Source organism: Pseudomonas sp. P1.8, from assembly GCF_001269805.1.
Classification (GTDB): domain Bacteria; phylum Pseudomonadota; class Gammaproteobacteria; order Pseudomonadales; family Pseudomonadaceae; genus Aquipseudomonas.
The window spans coordinates 84,931-103,568 of the sequence record NZ_LHVM01000015.1 but is presented as its reverse complement, the minus strand read 5'-3'; the positions used below and the strand labels follow the sequence as shown (position 1 = coordinate 103,568).

Here is an 18,638-nt window from a genome sequence, read left to right as displayed (position 1 = left end):
CCTAATCCTTGAAATACATACTTATACGGATTTTTGCAGACAAAACGTAAATACCGTGCGATTTTTTATTACATTGAATTGGTCTGCCGCCCTCAAACTCGTCGAACGTCAACAGATTCAAGTGCAGCGACTAATTTGTCGCAGAAATCTCTATAAAAAAGGTAAAAAATTTAGACTACTACTCAAGTTTCGAGTTTCGCCTCCGTTTGATTAGTCATGCGACTTATTTTTTGGGAAAATAGAAACTATGAGTACAAAGCTGCCACCAAACAAATTTTTTACTTTCAAATATGGCTCGCTCGAGGGTAACTCGCACGAGTTCACGTTTGCTATCTTCACTTACCCGGACACTTCCAAAGGTGAAGTCATCAGACGATGAAAACAGTTACTGCGTTCTTCTGGATACAGAACCCAACGGCGTAATTTCAATCAAAATCGATGAGTTTCGCTTTAAGTTCACGCCTAAGCAGGCTATGGCGCTGGCCTCAATACTCACTCAGCTATCAAGAGAAAAAGGATGAATTGCCTAGTCAGCCAACGATATACTGCAACCGCGCTCGCTTGATTCGGTGGCCCCTGGGTTGAATAACTGAACGCTCAAAGAGGAGTGTGCATTTGATTGGCCAGTCCGTGCGTGAGTTGCCCTGGAGGGCAGGTTGGAACGGGTGGCTGAGATGTTGGGGCATCGCAATCAAAGCACTACACTGAACTACTTGCGCTTGCCATAGCCAAGTTCGCAGAAGCGATTCGCTTATGGAAACTAAGCCTTGAGGGTGGTTTAGCGCTAGGGGACGGCTATGGTGAGCGATGCCGTTCCCGTATAGAAGATGTCTTGGCCCTATCTAGTTCTCATCCTCCCGCCTGGGGGTTCCGCTTGCTTGCAGTTCGGCCACAACCAGCTTCGCCCGACTTCGCTTCTAGACATTATAGAAAACCCTTCAAATCAAGTTGTCGCGACCTCTTGCGAGGCGTTGAGCAAACCCTCACTTAGCCAGGTCGCATCATCTTGCGTGAACGAGTAACACATGAAGGGGAACACTAACTCGTAACCCCCGTCCTGGATTGTGCAGACCACAATTGACGTTGTGCCTGAAGATGAACCCTCAAAGAAGTCTCCGCTAGCGTCTTCAATCGCAATCTCGCCATTTGCCCAGTATTGGCGGGCGCTCATTCCAGCAAGGCTATGAGTTTTAAACAATCCATTCGGCCGGTTTCCGAATTCGGCTTCATAACTTCCTTCGCCTCCTGAAATAGCCAGTGCTTTTTTCAGGCACGCTGAAATCTCTTGGGCGACTTCAGAAGTGACGCTGAATTTTACGATGTCTAGCTCAATCATGATTCGCGCGGTCGGAAGCAGCTCGATAGCGCAAGTATACGTTTCATCAAATTCCAGTCCGCGCCACGAATCGAACTCTTTAAAAATACGGAAATCAGCGGATGCTTTTGAAGTCTGGAACATGCTCATGGGAATGCCTTATATGGTTGCTCTGATAGATACAAACGGATGCGTTTCGAGAAACTTGAGATGCTTTCTGAAATTATTTCGCGAAGGTTGAGCGGTGGGCATTCCAAATGCTGGTTCTCCTGCGACCAGAAATCGATGAATTTCTCAAAATCGTGAAGGAAAGGGCCTACTTCAAGTCGAGTCAAGTCGATCCAAACACACCCGGGACAAACAGTTCGACACGGCCCGAGGATGGCTCAATCATCTTGATCAAAAGCGACCCTTTAAGGTTCACGGAGCAAGTGCAGGAGTGGGGTAACAAACCACTCTCAACGATATGTCGGAGCTCTAAAGCTGAAATCATTACTGTTCCTTGCCTATAAGTCCCAGGAGTCAAGGACGCGCCGAAGCAAAATTCACGACGAATTGTTTCAGCTGCTCTGACGGGACTTCGTTCTGACTGTCTACTTCCGCCGCTACCTGACAACCTCTGTACTGTGAGCCTGGCGGTATAAAAATAACGGTCAGATGCTTCACGCCCTTGATGGCGAGATGATCCACGAATGACACACAATGAGTCGTGCGGCCGCCGGACGAAGTTATCCCGCCGCTCAAAAGACCCAATAACTATATAAAAATTGTGTCTATTTAGATATTTTTTGACTACAAATAATAGCAGAGGGCCTAGCGGCCCCAACGGGCGAGCTATCACATGCAATCCCAGCCCCACCCGCTCTTTTGTATTTCGCGCTTGAAATCGAGACAAAAAAGACAGTCAAAGCAAGAGCATTAACGACGAAAATGCAAAATGAATAGTAATAGCTATTCAGCCCGAGCCTTGGGAGGCTGGGCCACCGCTGCTCTTTTTTGTCCTCAAATAATAGATCTCCGTTTTTGAAAAATGATTTCAATGGTGGCCATTTGAAATTTTTATAAATTTTCCCCCAGCGGGTCATGAGCCCCAGCGCTTCATAGCGAGAGCAGAAGTACCTGGAGGTTCATGGGCAGGCTGTTATGTACCTGCTGGTTTTGCATGACCTTAAGTTTCAGCAATTGTGCGGCTGTTTTCATGAACGGCTCCGATGCTAATGACGGATAAAAAAATGCAAAAAAAGGGCCTGAAACCGTTTGGCTCCAGGCGCCTTTGCCTGTTCTTATGGGGTGCTAGTGCCTACTTCAACAGCTTGGCGCGCACTGAGCCAGATGGCCTATTAGCCCCATCGATCTTCGTTGAATGAGGGACTGTACAGAGGAATTCGTATCTAGTAACCCAATTCGAATCTCGCAGGCTTTGTGCCAGCCGCCTGCAGAGGATTCAACATCTGGTGAAGTCCGGCTCTCCAACGTAGCGATGTGGTCACGGCGACCTCGATCAAAGAGAATTTCAATGGGTTTTACCCGCATCCAAGAAGAGACGTGTTTACCCTCAAGTCGAATCGCTGAGCTAACTGAGACAAAAGTCCGCTCCACCGCTTCCGACTGGTGCACGTTGTCACGCAGGAAGCTTTACAACAGTGCATGTTCCAGTTACCTCATTGGATTGGAAAGCCGTTTACCAGCTGAGCCGAAAGCGGTAATGCGAGGATCGAATCCTTACAATGTCTTAGTTAAAACTCGGGCGATCAGACAACTGAATCGTGCAAGGAAATTGGACGTTGAACAGACCACGCGCTGCCGCTAAAGCGGCGCAGGTCGTCCCGATGAAGCACAGATGCTCTTGAGAGGCAGCTCATCGGAATTCAACGAGCCCAATACTCTGGGCTCTCGATAACGCTGACATGGCTGGCGAACAACGAAGGCAGATGAACCTGTAGGTATTCCACCCAAGTCCGTACCTTGGCGTCTAGGAAACGTCGAGAGGGATAGAGCGCAAAAATATTGCGTTCCCGCAATCTGCAGTCGGGAAGCACACGAACCAAGGTGCCGTCACGTAAACCCGGCGTCGCACTGAAGAATGGAAGGAGGCTTATACCCATCCCTTCTTCCGTAGCCTTAACCATCGCATCCGCTACGTTGGTACTGAACGGGCCTTCCGGTGAAATCGTTACATCTCCCTGTTCCAATTTGAAACGCCAAATGCCCTCTTGAAAATCCTGAAGGTGCAAACAGCGATGGTCGCTCAATTGGGCGGGTTGCTCGGGAATCCCCTTTTGTGCCAGATATCCTGGAGCGGCACAGACCACACTAAATATCTGCCCAACTGTCTGACAAACCAGTGCAGAGTCCGGTAGGGAGTGGGCAATCGAAATAACAATATCGTGCCCTTCCTCAAGGGGGTCGGGATTATGCTGAGAGAGCGTTAGCGTGATTGAGACATCAGGGTATCGCTCGCTATACCCAGCAATTAATGGCGTGATCAGGACACCGAGACCGCTCATGCAATGTACACGTAGTCGTCCTCTAGGATTGAGATGCGCACCGCGTGCCTCTACCGTCGCTTCAATCACATCTTCCAGGATGTCGCGACAACGCACGAGAAAACGGTCGCCGGATTCTGTGAGGCTTAGCCGCCGAGTTGTGCGGTGTAGTAGCCGGGTTTCCAAATGCTGCTCCAGATCGGCAATCAAGCGGGAAACCTGCGCGCCTGACAGATCTAACGCGTCGGCAGCGGCTGAAAAACTGCCACTGTCTACCACCTTTGCAAACACCGTCATGTTGTTCAGCAAGTCCATTACTTCACGTCCCGATTACTACGTTATGTGTACAGGTCAATCTCTCTGTGTTGCATTTATCTGATTCTCAGCCCTGATAAAATTGGCAGCACATCCAGAGGGTTAAATCATGAACAGCAAACTCATCAAACACATCAGCCTCTCGTTTTTTTTCATCACCACTGGCGCCACTGCGGCAGACAGTATTTCGAGCGCTGCATCCGCTGATACCAAAAGTCTTGATATGCAACGCGTCGTTTCAATCTCTTCGGTACCCGTCAGTTGTCAGGTGGAACCGGTAACCATGGTGTATATTGACAACCAAGGCCTCAGCCATACCATATCTTACAAAGTGATGGGTACCTGCCAAGGTGGCGTCTGATCGGCTCTCCGATCAGAAAAGTTTCCAGGTGTAACTCAATATCAAACGATTCTCGTCAACGTCGGTGCGATAATTAGAGCGCGCCATGACATTGCGAACCCGCACGCCCAGTCCGCTCAACAAGCCATTTTGAAACGCATATCCAATATCGAGGTCACGCTCCCGATCCTTCCCTTCAAAACCACCGCTGGTCTCGACGTTATTACCTTTGATGTAGCGTACAGTAGTAGTGAGACCTGGTATTCCCATGGCTACAAAATCGTAGTCGTATCGGGCCTGCCAAGAACGCTCATCCGTCGACGCAAACTCATACGTAGGTACCTCGTTACCTAACGGGGAAATATTGGCAAACACTCTGGGGAATGCGCTCTCTCCAAACATTGCCTGGTATCCAATGTAAAAGGTATGGCCACCGCGCTTTGCAGATAACAGAGAAAATGCCGCCTTGTTATCGATATTCCCCAGCAGCTCGCTGCCGTCCTCCTTCGCATTGTAATAGCCGAGATTGGCACCTAACACCCAGTCACCCACAGGCTGACTGTGCTTGAGACCAAGGAAATTTTGGGCGTAAATGTCTTTCAGTTGGCCGTGCCACAAACTGACACTGGATCGATTGGAGTTAAAACTGTAATCGCCACCGAAGTAGTTGAATGCATCACTCTCGGCCTGACGTTGAGGCACAAACCCCAACATGGCGATCATCTTCTCATCGCCCGCTTCATTGCGAAGACTGGTGCTGGTCAAGTGACCGGCTTGTAAGCTAAGGCCACCAATCTCACTGGAAGTGATACTCACACCCTGATAACTCGGGGGCAGCAAACGTATGTCGCTGAACGCGAGCACTGGAAGATTGGGCTGCAGTTCCCCGACCTTCAATTCAGTGTTTGAGATTTTTGTCTTAAAGGTTAATCCGAGGCGACTGTAATCATCCGCCGCTCGCCCGTCGCCTTGTACAGGCAGCAAACCAGTATTGACCCGATCAGGGCTACTATCGAGCTTCAGACCCAAAGTGCCTAAAGCATCGACGCCAAAACCTATCGGGCCTGTTGTGTACCCGGATTTGAACGTCAAGATAAAGCCCTGTGCCCACTCCTCGGCTTTAGACTGTTGATTGGCACCGACGATATCAGAATAGTCGCGGCTAAAATAATAGTTACGAGCCTGCACGGTAGCGGTAGAACCCCCGATAAACCCCTGATCCGCCGCCGATGCGGCCAAGGGCATAATAATAAGTGAAAGCAAGATACGCTGGTTGGTCGGTTGGTTCATGTCGTCGCTCTTATTTATTGTTATCGACTGCTATCAGCAGCGTGTTATCACGATCGGTTCATATGCTGGGCATTAGACTTTCGCGACTGGTGCTGTAATCGCACGCCGCATCCAGGCCTTTCTTAGGTGAATACTTTCAGACAGCGCAATACGCAGTCGCCGCTGAAACTTTTATTTTTCGTTTGATTATTTGAAACAACATGCTCTACAAGCAGCATTTTCCTGGGCAAACGAGCCCTCCTTGGACTCGTCTTTCTGCTGACTCACCCTTACGGCGAAACGACTTGCTTGGGAGATAAGATCCGACGGCTCATGGCGTTTTGTATCAGGAAAACCAGTACAGCTATTGCTCCTACCAATCCTGGTATGGCGAAGATCAGGAAGTTCGCCTGAAGCGGCAATGACGAAGCTTGCAATACACCGCCCAGCAACGGGCCAATGATTGCGCCGGTGCGACCCACGCCCATCGCCCAGCCGAGGCCTGTAGCCCGTACCTCGGGAGGATAAAATTGGACGGTACAGGCGTTGGCCAATATTTGCGTGCCGATGGTGCAAGCACCCGCAATGGCGATGAGCAAATAGAGCACTGGTAATGGTGCTTTAAGGGCGAGCAGGCTGAGGGCCAGAGCCCCGCAACTGAAGTAGGCGAACAAGACTTTAGCTATGCCTATTCGATCACCCAACCATCCACCGGCTACTGCGCCGATGATCGCGCCCACGTTCAGCACCACTAGAAACGCCAAACTGGAGTTCAAGCCGTATCCCGCAGCGGTCATGAGTTTCGGTAACCAAGAGCTCAACGCATAGACCATCAGCAGGCAACAGAAAAACGCCAACCACAACATAAAGGTGCTTAGTTTGCGACCATCCCGGAACAGCTTCGCAATCGACACGCTAGTGCCTTTAGCGACTGCCTGGCTTAACTGATCGCTTTCGCTGGGTGCATAACTCGGTGCGACTTGCGCCAGCAACCCTTGGGCTTTTACGGTCTGGCCAGTGCGCAGGAGGAAATCCATCGATTCAGGCAACTGCCGAATCAAAAATGGCAGTACCAGAAGTGGAATCAAAGCCACATAGAACACGGCTTGCCAACCCCACTGAGGTATCAGCACCATACCCAGTCCGGCAGACAACATACCGCCTAAGGAGTAGCCACTGAACATAAGCGCGACTAAGGTGCTGCGCGATTTCTTTGGAGCGTACTCGTTCATCAACGCGACAACGTTTGGCATTACCCCGCCGATTCCTAGACCCGCGATAAAACGACATAACGCAAAAGCCTCCGGGCTTTGCGCCATGCCATTGAGGGCCGTGACGCCGCTGAAAAGCGTCACGCAGATCATGATGGTTTTACGTCGGCCGATCCGGTCAGACAATGACCCAAAAAACAGAGCACCCAACATCATACCGACCAGTGCACAACTACCTAGTGCCCCGGCCTGTATCGAGCTCAGTCCCCACTCGGCCATCAATGACGGCAGCACGACGCCGTAGATCACCAGATCGTAGCCGTCGAAGATGATGATCAGCGCGCACCAGAATAGTACGCGCGCATGGAAGGCGTTGAAGCGTGCCCCGTCAAGCAGGGCTGTTACATCGATTGTACGCATGGCATCGCTCTTTTTGTCATTGTTATAGAGCCGGAGCTTTAAACGCCTCCGGGCTTTGCGCGGTGCCCAATTAGCTGGTTAACCTGCGCGTTGCGCTTGAGTGACACCAGCTATTCAGGATTAGGCATGCGCAGATCATGGCCAACGTGTCGACGGTGATAAATGCAGTGATTCGTATACCCACTATTTCGAGCGTGAATGAGCATAGGGGCGGAGCTGAGTAAGGCGACCTTGCAAACGTTCTGAAGGTGAAGCATTTGATACGACTGCAACTCAATGTCGCCGATTACTCGCCTGCGAACACAGTCTCACAGGGTCATGGATAAAGCTCTTGCATCAGTGAGTGCTGAGTTCGTTTGATTGGGGTATCGAGATCCGTCCAGACCAAACCGAGGGCAGTCTGATGACCTTCCAACTTATGGGGGGGCTGGAAATGACATTGCGTGGCAAAGTCTTCGCGGCACCTGATGGAACGATACCCACCCACAGCCCTGCCGAAACCAGCGCCAGCATCGTCGTGTATTGCCCTAGCTCAGCAGCAGTGTTCAGGTTCGTTTCGAATCCTGCGAGCGCAGCAATCAGTTCGTCATGCATACCCGGCGAAAATCGTCGTGATCGCGACATAGCCGATGCTGTGTGGCAGATCGGCAAAGCGCTGAACGGTACCTACATTGGGGTTTCACCCGCCTGCTGGAGATCCGCGAAGCTAACGAAATCCTGATCACCGAAGGCGCCGACGGCAGCCGCTTCCGGTGTATCCACGCCGCCTGGTCGCTGACATCCGTCGCGTGTTGCCGTAAAAAGGTATCGTCGCCCTGGACAACGGCATCTTCAAGATCTGGTTCGCTCGCAACTACAAGGCGCACAAGCAGAACACTGTGCTGCTGGATAACGCCTTAGCGACCATGGGCGCCGGCTTGCCTTCGGCGATGGCAGCGCACCTTGTGCATCCGCATCGTTCGGTAATTTCGGTTTGTGGTGACGGTGGTTTCATGATGAACAGTCAGGAACTGGAAACCGCTGTGCGCCTGGCATGCACATCACTGTGGTGATCCTGCGGGACGACGGCTACGGGATGATCCGCTGGAAACAGGCGAATATGGGGTTCACCGATTTCGGCCTGGATTACGGTAACCCGGATTTCGTCAAATACGCCGAAGCCTATGGTGCCAACGGCCATCGTGTGGAAAGCGCTGCAGGCCTGCTACGACTGCTGGAACACTGCATCAACACCCCGGGCGTGCACGTGATCGACTGCCAAGTCGACTACAGCGAGAACGACCGCATTCTCAATCATGAGTTATCTGAACGCTCGCTGAGCGCCTGAAGGAAGATGCCGCCGAGTAACTTTGATTCGGTGGAACACGATGTCTGCTAAAGAGGCACAAAAGCAAAGCCCCGGAGGTTCGCGGCTCCAGGGCTTCTATTTTCGCCCCCATCCCTTAATGTTGGCGAACGTGGCCGGCACAATACCAGTAGCTATTGGATTTATCTCTACGACCATGGATAAAAGCTTTCGGCAAGCAAAGCGTCGGTTTATGGAACAAGAGTCTGACGCCGACTTCCCCGACCGGGAGAGGACACGGGCACTTGCACCAACTCGGGCACCAACGACTCCACCTGACCTGCCAGCAATCGTTGTTCGGCTAGTCGCGACATGACCCTTTCTACAATCTCCATTCGCGCCACGGCAGCGTCACGCAATCCTTGCATCGACTGCAGGGCCTCGTCGGACTGCGCTAAGCCGTTGCGCGCCGATACGCTGAGGTGGTCGATCCCGCCACGGGCGTCTTCGGCCGTACGCTCCAGACTTTGGGCAATCTGGTGAATCTGGGCACTGGAATCGGCGACGCGCCTAGAAAGGTTTCGCACTTCATCTGCCACCACGGCGAAGCCGCGACCATGCTCGCCCGCACGAGCTGCTTCGATTGCGGCATTGAGGGCCAACAGATTTGTTTGCCGAGCGATGTCTTGGATGCTTCCGACCAACCCGCTGATTTGCACGGACTGCCCACCTAGTTCGCCGAAGGCAAGAGCCAGGTGTTCCATGGACTGATCGAGCTCGCAAAAGATAGCGGCTGAGGCTTGGATACTCTGCGTACTAGCGCTGACTTTACTTCCTGCGTCGCGGGCTAATTGGTTAGCAAAACGCATATCTTGTTCGGTCTCCTCGATTGCCTGGCTCAATTCGCTGAGATTATTGCGTAAACGGGGATCTAGCATCGGGGGCTCGGGCTTTGAAACTGCATTGACAGAAATCTCTTGTGGCAATACGCGGGTTTCTACCGGCACCTCAACCTTCACCTCGATTACTTGCACTTTTACGAAGTGATATAGCCAGCCTGCAGTCACCATCGCCAGAACGATGAGCGACAAACTGGCGAAAATGTACTCGGGATAAAATCCTGCGACAAGGCAGGTTATGACTGCCCCGCCCTGCACCAGAGCTGCAAAGCGGGTGCGCGTTGTGAATTTCGACATCATGATTCCCCTGCCCGCATGTCCATAAAGGCTTGCCGAGCTAGATTCGTTATTGTTTTTGGTATGACCCGCGGTGACCTGTCCGGATGCGTAGGGCAACCGCCGAGGATTGCTCTTCCAGCATGCAAGCAAGCTTTGGGCAATTAATGTTAGCCGGGGGTTGAAGGTCGGGACTATCCGATCTGTGTAGACCTCTATCCGTTTTAAAATCTGTTTACTTTTCTTCCTTCATTCCGCATCGACTATCCAGAGGTGTCTCGAGATATAACTGGTGAATCAAAATCAGCTAAATGCCGTATTACATTTAGGTTCATCGCCTTGAACCGGCACTGCCCGAGTGCTCGCAAGGAAGTCACTCGTTTTATATTTGCTTGACCAAGTGCATAGGTGAATGTAGTGTAGGCTTCATTAATGATTGGGCGGGGTCAACTGGTGGTAAATCCTTACAGGCCCCACCGCGTGGGACTATGTTGAAGTCCACCCAGACTCTCGCTTAGCACCGAGTGCCATCAATGCACCTCTAATCGGGTACCGTCAGGGTCGGTACGGCATTACTAAAAGTGGTGTATGGCCCCCATGCTGCTCCCAGAATTTACTTTCGACGTTTTGAATGGAACAAGAATATGAGTGAAGAACTCGTAGCTAAAACAACAGACTCTGAAACCAAAGCTTATGCAGCGCCAGCGCTTGAAAAAGGACTCGATATCCTTGAGATGCTGTGCGCGACTGAGCAACCACTTACGCAACGTGAAATTGCTCAACGACTCGGGCGTAGCGTAGGAGAAGTTTATCGAATGATAAACTGCCTTGTAGGCAGAAACTACGTCAGTTTGCTAGATGACTCCTACAGCATTACAACCAAGTTATTTGAACTTGCTCATATGAATCCGCCTACGCAGCGTCTCTTGAATGAGGCGAGGCCTATTATGCATAAGCTTTCGAACGACCTGGAACAATCTTGCCATCTGACGCTGTACGGTCAAGGGAAGCAAATGGTGATCGCGAAAGTTGATGTTCCTAGCGGAATGGGATTTAGCGTGCGCGTAGGTGCTGAGCTTGACGTTATTGTATCGGCGTCTGGTAGGGTGCTACTAGCTTTCCAGGATAAGGGTGTGAGGGAGATTCGAATCGAAGAATCTCTCGCGAGAACTCCGGAATACCAAGATCCGCAGTTAGACATGGTGCTTGAACGAATTAGGTCTGATGGCTTTGAATCTGCACACAGTATTCAAGTCAGGGGGCTGCATGCCATCAGTTTTCCGATCCTTGATGTCAATAACCACGCTATTGCAGCATTAACAGTGCCTTACTCCGAAAGGATCGATCAGCGAGGACGTAAATCGATATCCGATGCTCAGATATCGCTGGGCAATGCGGCTAAGCTGCTATCAAGTAGAGTGGGCGGAAAACAGTAACCAAGCAGGGCTGGCAAGCCAAGTTGCGGCTTGCCGCCACATGTTTATTTGAATGAATATGTATAATTCAGATAGAGACGCGTTTGGTCTACGTCAGCCCCACCTTGACTGCCCGGAACTTCAGTTCTGAAATTCCCTCGCATGAGAGAAGCGCCAAAATCCTTCAAAGGCCCGGACTGAATGACATAGTCAAGTCTCATATCCCTCTCCCACTCGCTGTACTCTCGCCCATTTCCCGTTCTGTCCTTAATATTTTCGCCTTTGAGGTAAATAAGAGACGCCTTCAAACCAGGAATACCGTTCGCAACGAAATCATATGAATACTGGCCAAAAGTGGTGTTTTCACCAGCTCGTATGAATGTGTTCGCCATTACATCGGTAAAAAGATAAACAGAGGCCCCACCCTGCCCTTCGAGACTATTTTTTCCGTCTCGCACGCTTCCGGAATTAACATAGACCATGCTTCCATCATCGCTGACGCTTTGGTAGCCCAGCAAAAGTGCATGCCCCCCAAAACTATAGGTCAACATAGCTGCCCATGTTTGGTTTTCCACTTCTCCGGGTTTACTTGCGAAGCCACCAGCATTGTTGAATACATATCCGTTCGACCCCGACTTACCATCTGAGCCATTGTCGAAATACCGGAGATCCCCTTTCAGTGTATGCCCTGGCATAATTTGATAGGTGTACACCAAGCCTGCAAAATCCTGCACGTAATAATCTTTAAGCTCAGCGTGATAGTATTGGAGAAGAAGATCTTTAGTGGGTGACCAGTCACCACCGATAAACGTGAAGCTGTTTGAGCCTCGCGCGCCACCGTTGACGGCTAGTGCCGAATAATTACTAGAGGCTCGGCTACTCCCATCTGTGATTTTTCCGCCAACCAGGTTGAGCCCATTCAATTCCTTTACGCTGAGGATTCCTCCTTCAAACGCCTGAGGCATGACCCTAGAGTTGTTGGAGACAAGGATGGGTAGGTTCGGCATCAGCGCATTGCCTATTTTCAGCTCAGTCTGCGATACCTTGAATTTTGCGTTACCGCCTAGCCTAGCCCAGGTATCGACTGGAGAGCCGTCAGACGTAACAGGAGTAACTGTGTTAACCGTCGACGCTGATTGGTTGTCGATTCCACCACCCAAATTGAAAGCAGTGAGCGCTTGAACATCAAGCCCAAAACCCACAGTCCCCTCAGTAAACCCAGAAGCAAAATCTGCCCTAAGGCCAAGGGCGGTCTGACGTTGGTCAGCCCCACCAGCTTCCCTTACATCATTCTCAAAATAAAGAGACCGGGCCCCGACTGAAGTTTTGGCATCCTCTAAGAAACCAGCACTCAGACAATTGGCGCTCAAGATGGTGAGCGAAGTAGCTATCGCGACCTTTGTAACTTTCACTTTAATGCCTCTTGTATTTATTATTTTAATTTTGGCAGCATGCGTCAACGCCGGTGACATATCGCCTCCAGTTGCACACTGCCAAATTTTTGATTAAAGCTTTAGCGGGAACCTAAAAATACGGTAAATATTAATGAATATGGCTACCCCCATTAACGTCTACCGTCGACCCGGTAATGTAAGATGAGTAGTCAGACGCCAAGAACATACACGCGCCGGCAATATCTACTGCGCGTCCGGCTCGCTGCAACGGAATGGACGCGACAATCTCCTTGTATTTATCGGCGCTCATACCATCGATCATTCCAGTCTCCGTCATCGAGGGGCAGACAGTGTTCGCCCTTATACCGTGAACTCCAAACTCTCTCGCGATGGTCTTGGTCAGACTAATCACTCCACCCTTTGATGCCGCATAATGAGCCCCACCAACCAAGCCGCCTCCACGCTGAGCAGCGACAGAGGCAACATTGATAATAGAACCGTAACCCTGGGTTTTCATTATTCGAAGCGACTCCTTCGACAAGTTGAAAGCCCCTTTCAAGTTTATGTTTATCATCCTGTCAAAGTCTGGCTCTTCAATTGATAAGATCGAAAGTGATTGCACGATTCCGGCGCAGTTCACCAGAGCGTCAACTTTGCCAAACTCTCTGACCACCTCATCAAAAAGACCTGCACAATCCAAGGAGCTTGAAATATCACACTTTCGGCCGATGAGCACCGAGTTCATTTGGTTTTTCTCATCGATAGTGTGTTTTATGGTGGCTGCAACGTCTTCATCCATGGCAACGTCGACAGCAATTACTTTTGCACCTTGACTTGCAAAGAGATCAGCAACCGCAAAACCAATCCCTCTAAGGGAAGCTGCCCCAACCACAACACATACTTTATCTTTCAAAATCATTATGACTCTCCGAATTTTATACGGCAGTTAAGTTCAGCGTGACATTTCTAAGTGACGAGTTTCTGGGCTGAAGATGATTGCGATCATTGCCACGCTGATAATCACAGCACAAAAAATTGTGACGGGCAGCGTTGATCCACCACTGTTTTGAAGCAACCAGGCGACGACAAACGGAGTTGGGCCACCTGCGACTAGGTTCGCGCCGGTGTACGCTGCCGCAGATCCGGAGTAACGGACTTTAGTTGGGAATGGCTCAGCAAAAAACGCAGGCTGCACCCCAGATTGAATTTGCAAAAAGCCTACAAATGCGGCCATTGCGGCGAATATCACGTACCAGTTTTTGGTATCGAGTAGCGAGAAGTAGATCAGTGAGACCAACAGCATCATCACCGAAGCGAATAACATGACCGGTTTTCTGCCCAAGCGATCACTCATGGCGCCGCCACCGATAACCATCACTACCGCCAACAGGTTTGCGCCAGCCAAGCAAAGGAAAGCCATCTGGCTGTCCATTCCTAGGTTTTTAGTGAGGTAGCTAAGAGAGAACACAGTGATTACGTAAAAGCATGCGGTCGGGGCACACCAGATAACCAATAGTCGCAGGATAGTCCTAGGGTACTGTTTGAAGACATCAAGCCCTGAAACCTTCTCTGTCACTCCTTGGGATTGAGCCTTCTTGAATGCCGGTGTTTCAGTCACGCGCATCCGAATATAGACTCCGACAATTACTAGCAGGAAACTCATCCAGAAGGGAATACGCCATCCCCAGCTCTCGAACTCAACGATGCCCATGACAGCGATAAGCCCGAACATCATGCCGTTCGCACAGGCGGAGCTGAACGAAGAACCGATATTGATGAACGATCCATACAGGCCTCGCTTACCTTTCGGGGCGTGCTCCATTGTCATCAACTGCGCACCAGTTGCTTCACCTCCAAGAGCAAAGCCTTGAAGAAAACGCAACGCGACTAAGAAAATAGGCGCGGCAATGCCTATCGTCTGATACGTCGGAAGGCACCCAATCAAAAAGGACGCACCACCCATTAAACAAAGGGTATAGAGGAGAATGTTCTTGCGGCCGATGCGGTCACCCAACATACCAAAACAGATTCCACCCAGCGGTCTAGCGAAGAAGCCAATTCCGAAAGTGATGAAAGCTGCCAAGATCCCCATATTGGGATCCATAGCCGAGAAAAACAATTTAGGGAACACGGTGGCCGCAACGGCTCCGTATGCAGCAAAGTCAATCCACTCCAGGGCCGCTCCAACAGAACTGGCTACCGTAGCGCGAATTGCCATCGACTCCTTTGGCTTTGTTTCAACATGATCCAGCGTCGCTTCCGTCATATTAGACCTCTTATATTTATTGTCGTCCCGATATATCTGCGTATCTCTACAACTGTCTTCGGCTTCCCTGCTTTGTGTTTCCTGTACCAACTCAACCGATCACTTAGTTTATTTTTAACTCCTCTGTTTTTAGTGAGATCTCCAACAAGGCGCGCCTTGTTAACCAAGGTGACGGTCGGTAACGAGGATCACCTGAGCTCTGGTGAATATTCTTCAAAATTTTCAAGATGACTTTCGCGCCAATATGATCGCCAAGTTCAAAAGGGCCCATTGGATATGCCAAACCTAATTTCACAGCTAAATCGATATCAGCTGGGGTTGCGATCTCTTGTTGGGCGATGTCGCATCCCGTATTAACAATCATTGCGACAATGCGTTGGGCAACGAAACCGGTGGAATCTCTGATGATGGTGACGGGCGATCCGCTAGACCCGAACAATGCGTGCGCCTGTGATCTCGTCGACTCGCGAGTGGCAGGAGTCGTCATCAACGTTACTCGTTTGCCAGTCGAGAAGGAGAATAGCGCGTCTATTGCGATAACCCGGGTCGCGTCCACCCCCTCCTCTACTGCTGCGGTGGTTGCATCAGTGCCGAAGGGAGTGAGAAGGATCAACGACTCGTCATCTGGCTGGTCAGTATCATCAATCATTACACTGGTCTGCTTGATGAGCTCCAATACTCTCTGTGCTGCAGACGGGTGCCGCTTACTTATCCAGACTTTTACTGGAAGAGCACCGAGCTTCGAGATCTCAATCGGGGTGCTCTGCTTTCCATCGACGTATGTGTAAAAACCATCTCCACTTTTGCGCCCGAGTAAACCCCCGGCAAGTCTCGCCTTGGCAATTGGCGATGGACGAAAACGCGGCTCTTCGTAGAATTGGTGATAAATCGCCTCCATCACGGGCTGAGATACATCAAGGCCCGTTAAATCTAGTAACTCGAACGGGCCGAGCTTAAAGCCGGCCTGCTCACGCATTATCGCATCGATCTGTTGGGGCGACGCCACACCCTCGCCAAGGACTTTCAAACCTTCAGTGTTCATCGCACGTCCTGCGTGATTCACGATGAAACCTGGCATATCTTTGGTGCGCACCGGGGTATGCCCAATTTTGTGCGTGAATGAAACAAGCGCGTCCGACACTGCTGGGCTCGTCCGTATCCCTTCGATCACTTCAGCAATTTTCATCAATGGAACAGGATTGAAGAAGTGGAATCCCACAAAGCGCTCGGGATGCGTACACACCTGCGCAATCTCGGTCACTGAAAGTGAAGAGGTGTTCGTCGCTAAAATGCAGCTTTCGTCGACAGTTGCCTCAAGCGCCTTGAAGATGCCTTGCTTGACGTCGATTCGCTCCACGACCGCTTCGATGACCAATTCGCAGCGGGCCATGTCCGACAGTTCTCCAACAGCCTTTAAACACGATTTGGCGTTAGCGACCTCGGCTTCTGACATCTTTCCTTTGCTTTCAAGTTTGTCGAACATGGCGCAAATCTGTCCGGTGGCGGCGAGCGTTGCCTCCGCATTCGCGTCATAAAGCAGTACTTCGACGCCAGCAGCAGCGGCAATCTGGGCAATACCTCGCCCCATTGCGCCTGCGCCAACGATCCCAATTGTTTGGATTCGATCTACGTTCTGGACTGGCATCGTGTGGACTCCTTCTCCTTTGCGGCTGATCAGATCAACGGCCATGGGCAACGTGAGCCGCGCCCGAAGTGACAAGTTCATTGATTTGGTCAGCATCAAAGCCAAGCTCAGCTAAGAGAGCGTTCGTCTCCCAGCCTTTCGGCTGACTCGGGGCCCCTGCACTTAGGTAACTGCCGTTGTACTTCACTGTTGACCTGATCCAGGCAGTCTTGCCCTCCGAGGGATGCAGTTCATGATTGATCAAACCAACGGCCTGAAGATGTGGATCTGTAGGCAGCGTTTCGAGGGTGTGACAAGGTTTGGCCGCAATATCTGCTGCCTTGAAATCCGCTAACCATTCGGAAGTGGTTTTTTGAAGCAAAGGCGCTCCACGTATTTCGAACCACTCGTGGACATATGCAGCGCGTCCCGCAACTGTCGCAAAACGCTTGTCAACAATCAGACCGGCTTTACCCACCGCTGCTAGAAAAGCTCTGACCTGAGAATCAGTATTCACGGTGAAAGAGATCCAGCCGTCAGCGGTTTGCACGGGTTTGTTATAAGGGCTTAAAAGACGCTGATCACCGCCTGGCCCAACCGGTGGATCAAAACTCTGCTGCGCAAGATGCTCTTGCAGTACGAACGCCGACATTGTCTCGAACATTGGGATTTCGAGACTTACACCCTCACCAGTCTGTCGACGCCCATAGAGTGCAGACATGATTGCGCCAGCGGCAATTTCGCCCACGACGTGATCGCAAATCAGCATCGGAACATAGCGAGGAACACCGTCTCTTGCGAGGCTGAGCCCTGTCATCCCGGTAGCTGCCTGTATAACGCTGTCATAGGTGGGCTCCCCTGCGTAGGGGCCATCCGAGCCATACCCTGTGATGAGGCAATAGATCTTGTCGGGATATCTTTGAAGGATGGTTTCCGAATCAATATTCAACTTTTTCAATGCTTGAGGACGCATGTTGGCGATTACCACATCAGCGTTTTTCACCAATGCGTCCATCACCTCGCGGGATCCCTCTGCCTTCAGATTCAGGCAGATATTGCGCTTGCCACGGTTCAGATGCAGATAGGTACCTGAGTGCTGCCCCGTGGGAGAAATGCCTCCCAGACCCCGCATCAGGTCTCCTTCAGGGCTTTCAACCTTGATGATCTCAGCCCCATATTGAGCAAGTCTGGACGAACAGGCTGGCCCGACAACAACGCTGGTTAAGTCGAGTACCCGAATACCATTGAGAGGCTTACTGGTCATTGACATGAACCTCCATCTCTGCGGCCAGCTTTCCGATGTCGTTGAACACCTTCACCATCAGAACCCCATCATGTTCATCGCGGGCAATGGTCAGGCGGCGGCCACTAAACAACGGTGCTAGATAGCGGAGCTTTAGCTTGCTCGGTATGACTCCGAGTTCTTTGTCCAGATATTCCGTAAGAAGGAGCGTGACGAGACCGCCATTGACCACCAGATCTGGAAAGCCTTCGACATTGCGCGCGTATTCACGATCCAGATGGATCTTGTGAGAGTTGAAACCCAGCGCGGAGTACTGAAATAGGAGAGTGTCATCAGGGGTCACGACCTTCTGATGCTCCAAAGAAATTGGCTCACCTGCGCCATTTTCCGTGGGTCGCTGTGCGGCTGGAGGCATTAGAAAAAACGTCTGAAGTTCTCTAACTGCGACTTCTAAGCTTCCTTGGGGGGTTAGCTCGTGCGCTGTCGTAACGATCGCTACTTCTCCGGATCGAGTGGCTTTGCGCTCGATTCCAGCGACGAAACTTTTGCGGCTGACATTGCTGCCAATCGGTATCGGTTTGTTGAAAGTCACCTCACGGCCTGACTGCAACAGCCGAGGCAAACCAAGATCTGGTAAGGCGACACCGAGCCCAGGAAAACCATCAGACCGAACACGGGATCGAGGTGTATCAGCTCCCAGCAAGATGAAGTGCCATCCCTGGGGTAATGCCATGCCCTCGCTGAACCCGTCCAGTGGGAGATCAAGCATCGACGCGACTCGCCGAACAGTGCTGAGAGAGCAAGTCTCCAGCCGAATCGAGACTTCTGCCAATTCCTCACGCATGGAGCTTCCTCCTAAACCATGTGCAAATCGAAGGAT

At 51.1% G+C, this 18,638-nt stretch carries 14 protein-coding genes and 1 pseudogene; 3 read left to right on the top strand and 12 right to left on the bottom strand.

Features of this window, described 5'->3' with window-relative positions; all coding sequences use genetic code 11:
- Positions 1–943 precede the first annotated feature (943 nt).
- From AD668_RS16375 to AD668_RS16370, 3 genes are all read right to left on the bottom strand, one after another.
- Positions 944–1,465, bottom strand: coding sequence for a hypothetical protein (locus AD668_RS16375; RefSeq protein ID WP_053160591.1), 522 nt, complete (start codon positions 1,463–1,465; stop codon positions 944–946).
- Positions 1,466–1,646: 181 nt separating this feature from the next.
- Positions 1,647–1,808 carry a DUF1652 domain-containing protein gene (locus AD668_RS28835; protein WP_082344494.1) on the bottom strand — a complete coding sequence of 54 codons (162 nt, stop codon included), beginning with the start codon at positions 1,806–1,808 and terminating at the stop codon, positions 1,647–1,649.
- A gap of 1,375 nt (positions 1,809–3,183) precedes the next feature.
- Positions 3,184–4,116 (bottom strand): LysR family transcriptional regulator, encoded by a 933-nt coding sequence (locus AD668_RS16370; protein ID WP_053160589.1) that lies wholly within the window; start codon positions 4,114–4,116, stop codon positions 3,184–3,186.
- 109 nt (positions 4,117–4,225) lie between these two features.
- On the opposite strand from AD668_RS16370, the gene AD668_RS16365 reads away from it, so the two are divergent.
- Positions 4,226–4,477, top strand: a complete 252-nt coding sequence (locus AD668_RS16365) for a DUF2790 domain-containing protein (protein ID WP_053160587.1) — start codon at positions 4,226–4,228, stop codon at positions 4,475–4,477.
- 12 nt (positions 4,478–4,489) lie between these two features.
- Here AD668_RS16365 and AD668_RS16360 read toward each other — a convergent pair whose 3' ends face one another.
- Both AD668_RS16360 and AD668_RS16355 read right to left on the bottom strand, forming a co-directional pair.
- Positions 4,490–5,746 (bottom strand): OprD family porin, encoded by a 1,257-nt coding sequence (locus AD668_RS16360; RefSeq protein ID WP_053160585.1) that lies wholly within the window; start codon positions 5,744–5,746, stop codon positions 4,490–4,492.
- A 269-nt stretch (positions 5,747–6,015) separates the two neighbouring features.
- Complete coding sequence (locus AD668_RS16355; protein WP_053160583.1) at positions 6,016–7,356, bottom strand: aromatic acid/H+ symport family MFS transporter; 1,341 nt, start codon at positions 7,354–7,356, stop codon at positions 6,016–6,018.
- 619 nt (positions 7,357–7,975) lie between these two features.
- Between AD668_RS16355 and AD668_RS16350 the strand changes: the two are divergent.
- Positions 7,976–8,683, top strand: a pseudogene (locus AD668_RS16350) (thiamine pyrophosphate-dependent enzyme); the annotation flags it as partial.
- Positions 8,684–8,892: 209 nt separating this feature from the next.
- Here the strand turns inward: AD668_RS16350 and AD668_RS30375 are convergent.
- On the bottom strand, positions 8,893–9,405 hold the full coding sequence (locus tag AD668_RS30375; RefSeq protein ID WP_371259808.1) for a methyl-accepting chemotaxis protein: 513 nt from the start codon (positions 9,403–9,405) through the stop codon (positions 8,893–8,895).
- Positions 9,406–10,460: 1,055 nt separating this feature from the next.
- Between AD668_RS30375 and AD668_RS16340 the strand changes: the two genes are divergently transcribed.
- Entirely contained in the window at positions 10,461–11,252 is a 792-nt protein-coding gene (locus AD668_RS16340; RefSeq protein WP_053160581.1) for an IclR family transcriptional regulator, read from the top strand.
- 44 nt (positions 11,253–11,296) lie between these two features.
- On the opposite strand, the gene AD668_RS16335 is transcribed toward AD668_RS16340, so the two are convergent.
- The 6 genes from AD668_RS16335 to AD668_RS16310 all read right to left on the bottom strand — a co-directional run bounded on the left by AD668_RS16335 (position 11,297) and on the right by AD668_RS16310 (position 18,602).
- Positions 11,297–12,643: an OprD family outer membrane porin gene (locus AD668_RS16335; RefSeq protein ID WP_053160637.1), complete on the bottom strand. Its 1,347-nt coding sequence runs from the start codon at positions 12,641–12,643 to the stop codon at positions 11,297–11,299.
- 130 nt (positions 12,644–12,773) lie between these two features.
- Positions 12,774–13,544, bottom strand: a complete 771-nt coding sequence (locus AD668_RS16330; RefSeq protein ID WP_053160579.1) for an SDR family NAD(P)-dependent oxidoreductase — start codon at positions 13,542–13,544, stop codon at positions 12,774–12,776.
- A gap of 33 nt (positions 13,545–13,577) precedes the next feature.
- On the bottom strand, positions 13,578–14,891 hold the full coding sequence (locus AD668_RS16325; RefSeq protein ID WP_053160577.1) for an MFS transporter: 1,314 nt from the start codon (positions 14,889–14,891) through the stop codon (positions 13,578–13,580).
- A gap of 103 nt (positions 14,892–14,994) precedes the next feature.
- Entirely contained in the window at positions 14,995–16,536 is a 1,542-nt protein-coding gene (locus AD668_RS16320) for a 3-hydroxyacyl-CoA dehydrogenase (RefSeq protein ID WP_053160575.1), read from the bottom strand.
- Positions 16,537–16,570: 34 nt separating this feature from the next.
- Complete coding sequence (locus tag AD668_RS16315; protein ID WP_053160574.1) at positions 16,571–17,779, bottom strand: CaiB/BaiF CoA-transferase family protein; 1,209 nt, start codon at positions 17,777–17,779, stop codon at positions 16,571–16,573.
- Complete coding sequence (locus AD668_RS16310; protein ID WP_053160572.1) at positions 17,769–18,602, bottom strand: MaoC family dehydratase N-terminal domain-containing protein; 834 nt, start codon at positions 18,600–18,602, stop codon at positions 17,769–17,771. Before AD668_RS16310 ends, AD668_RS16315 begins: the two co-directional genes overlap by 11 nt.
- Between the last annotated feature and the right edge of the window lie 36 nt (positions 18,603–18,638).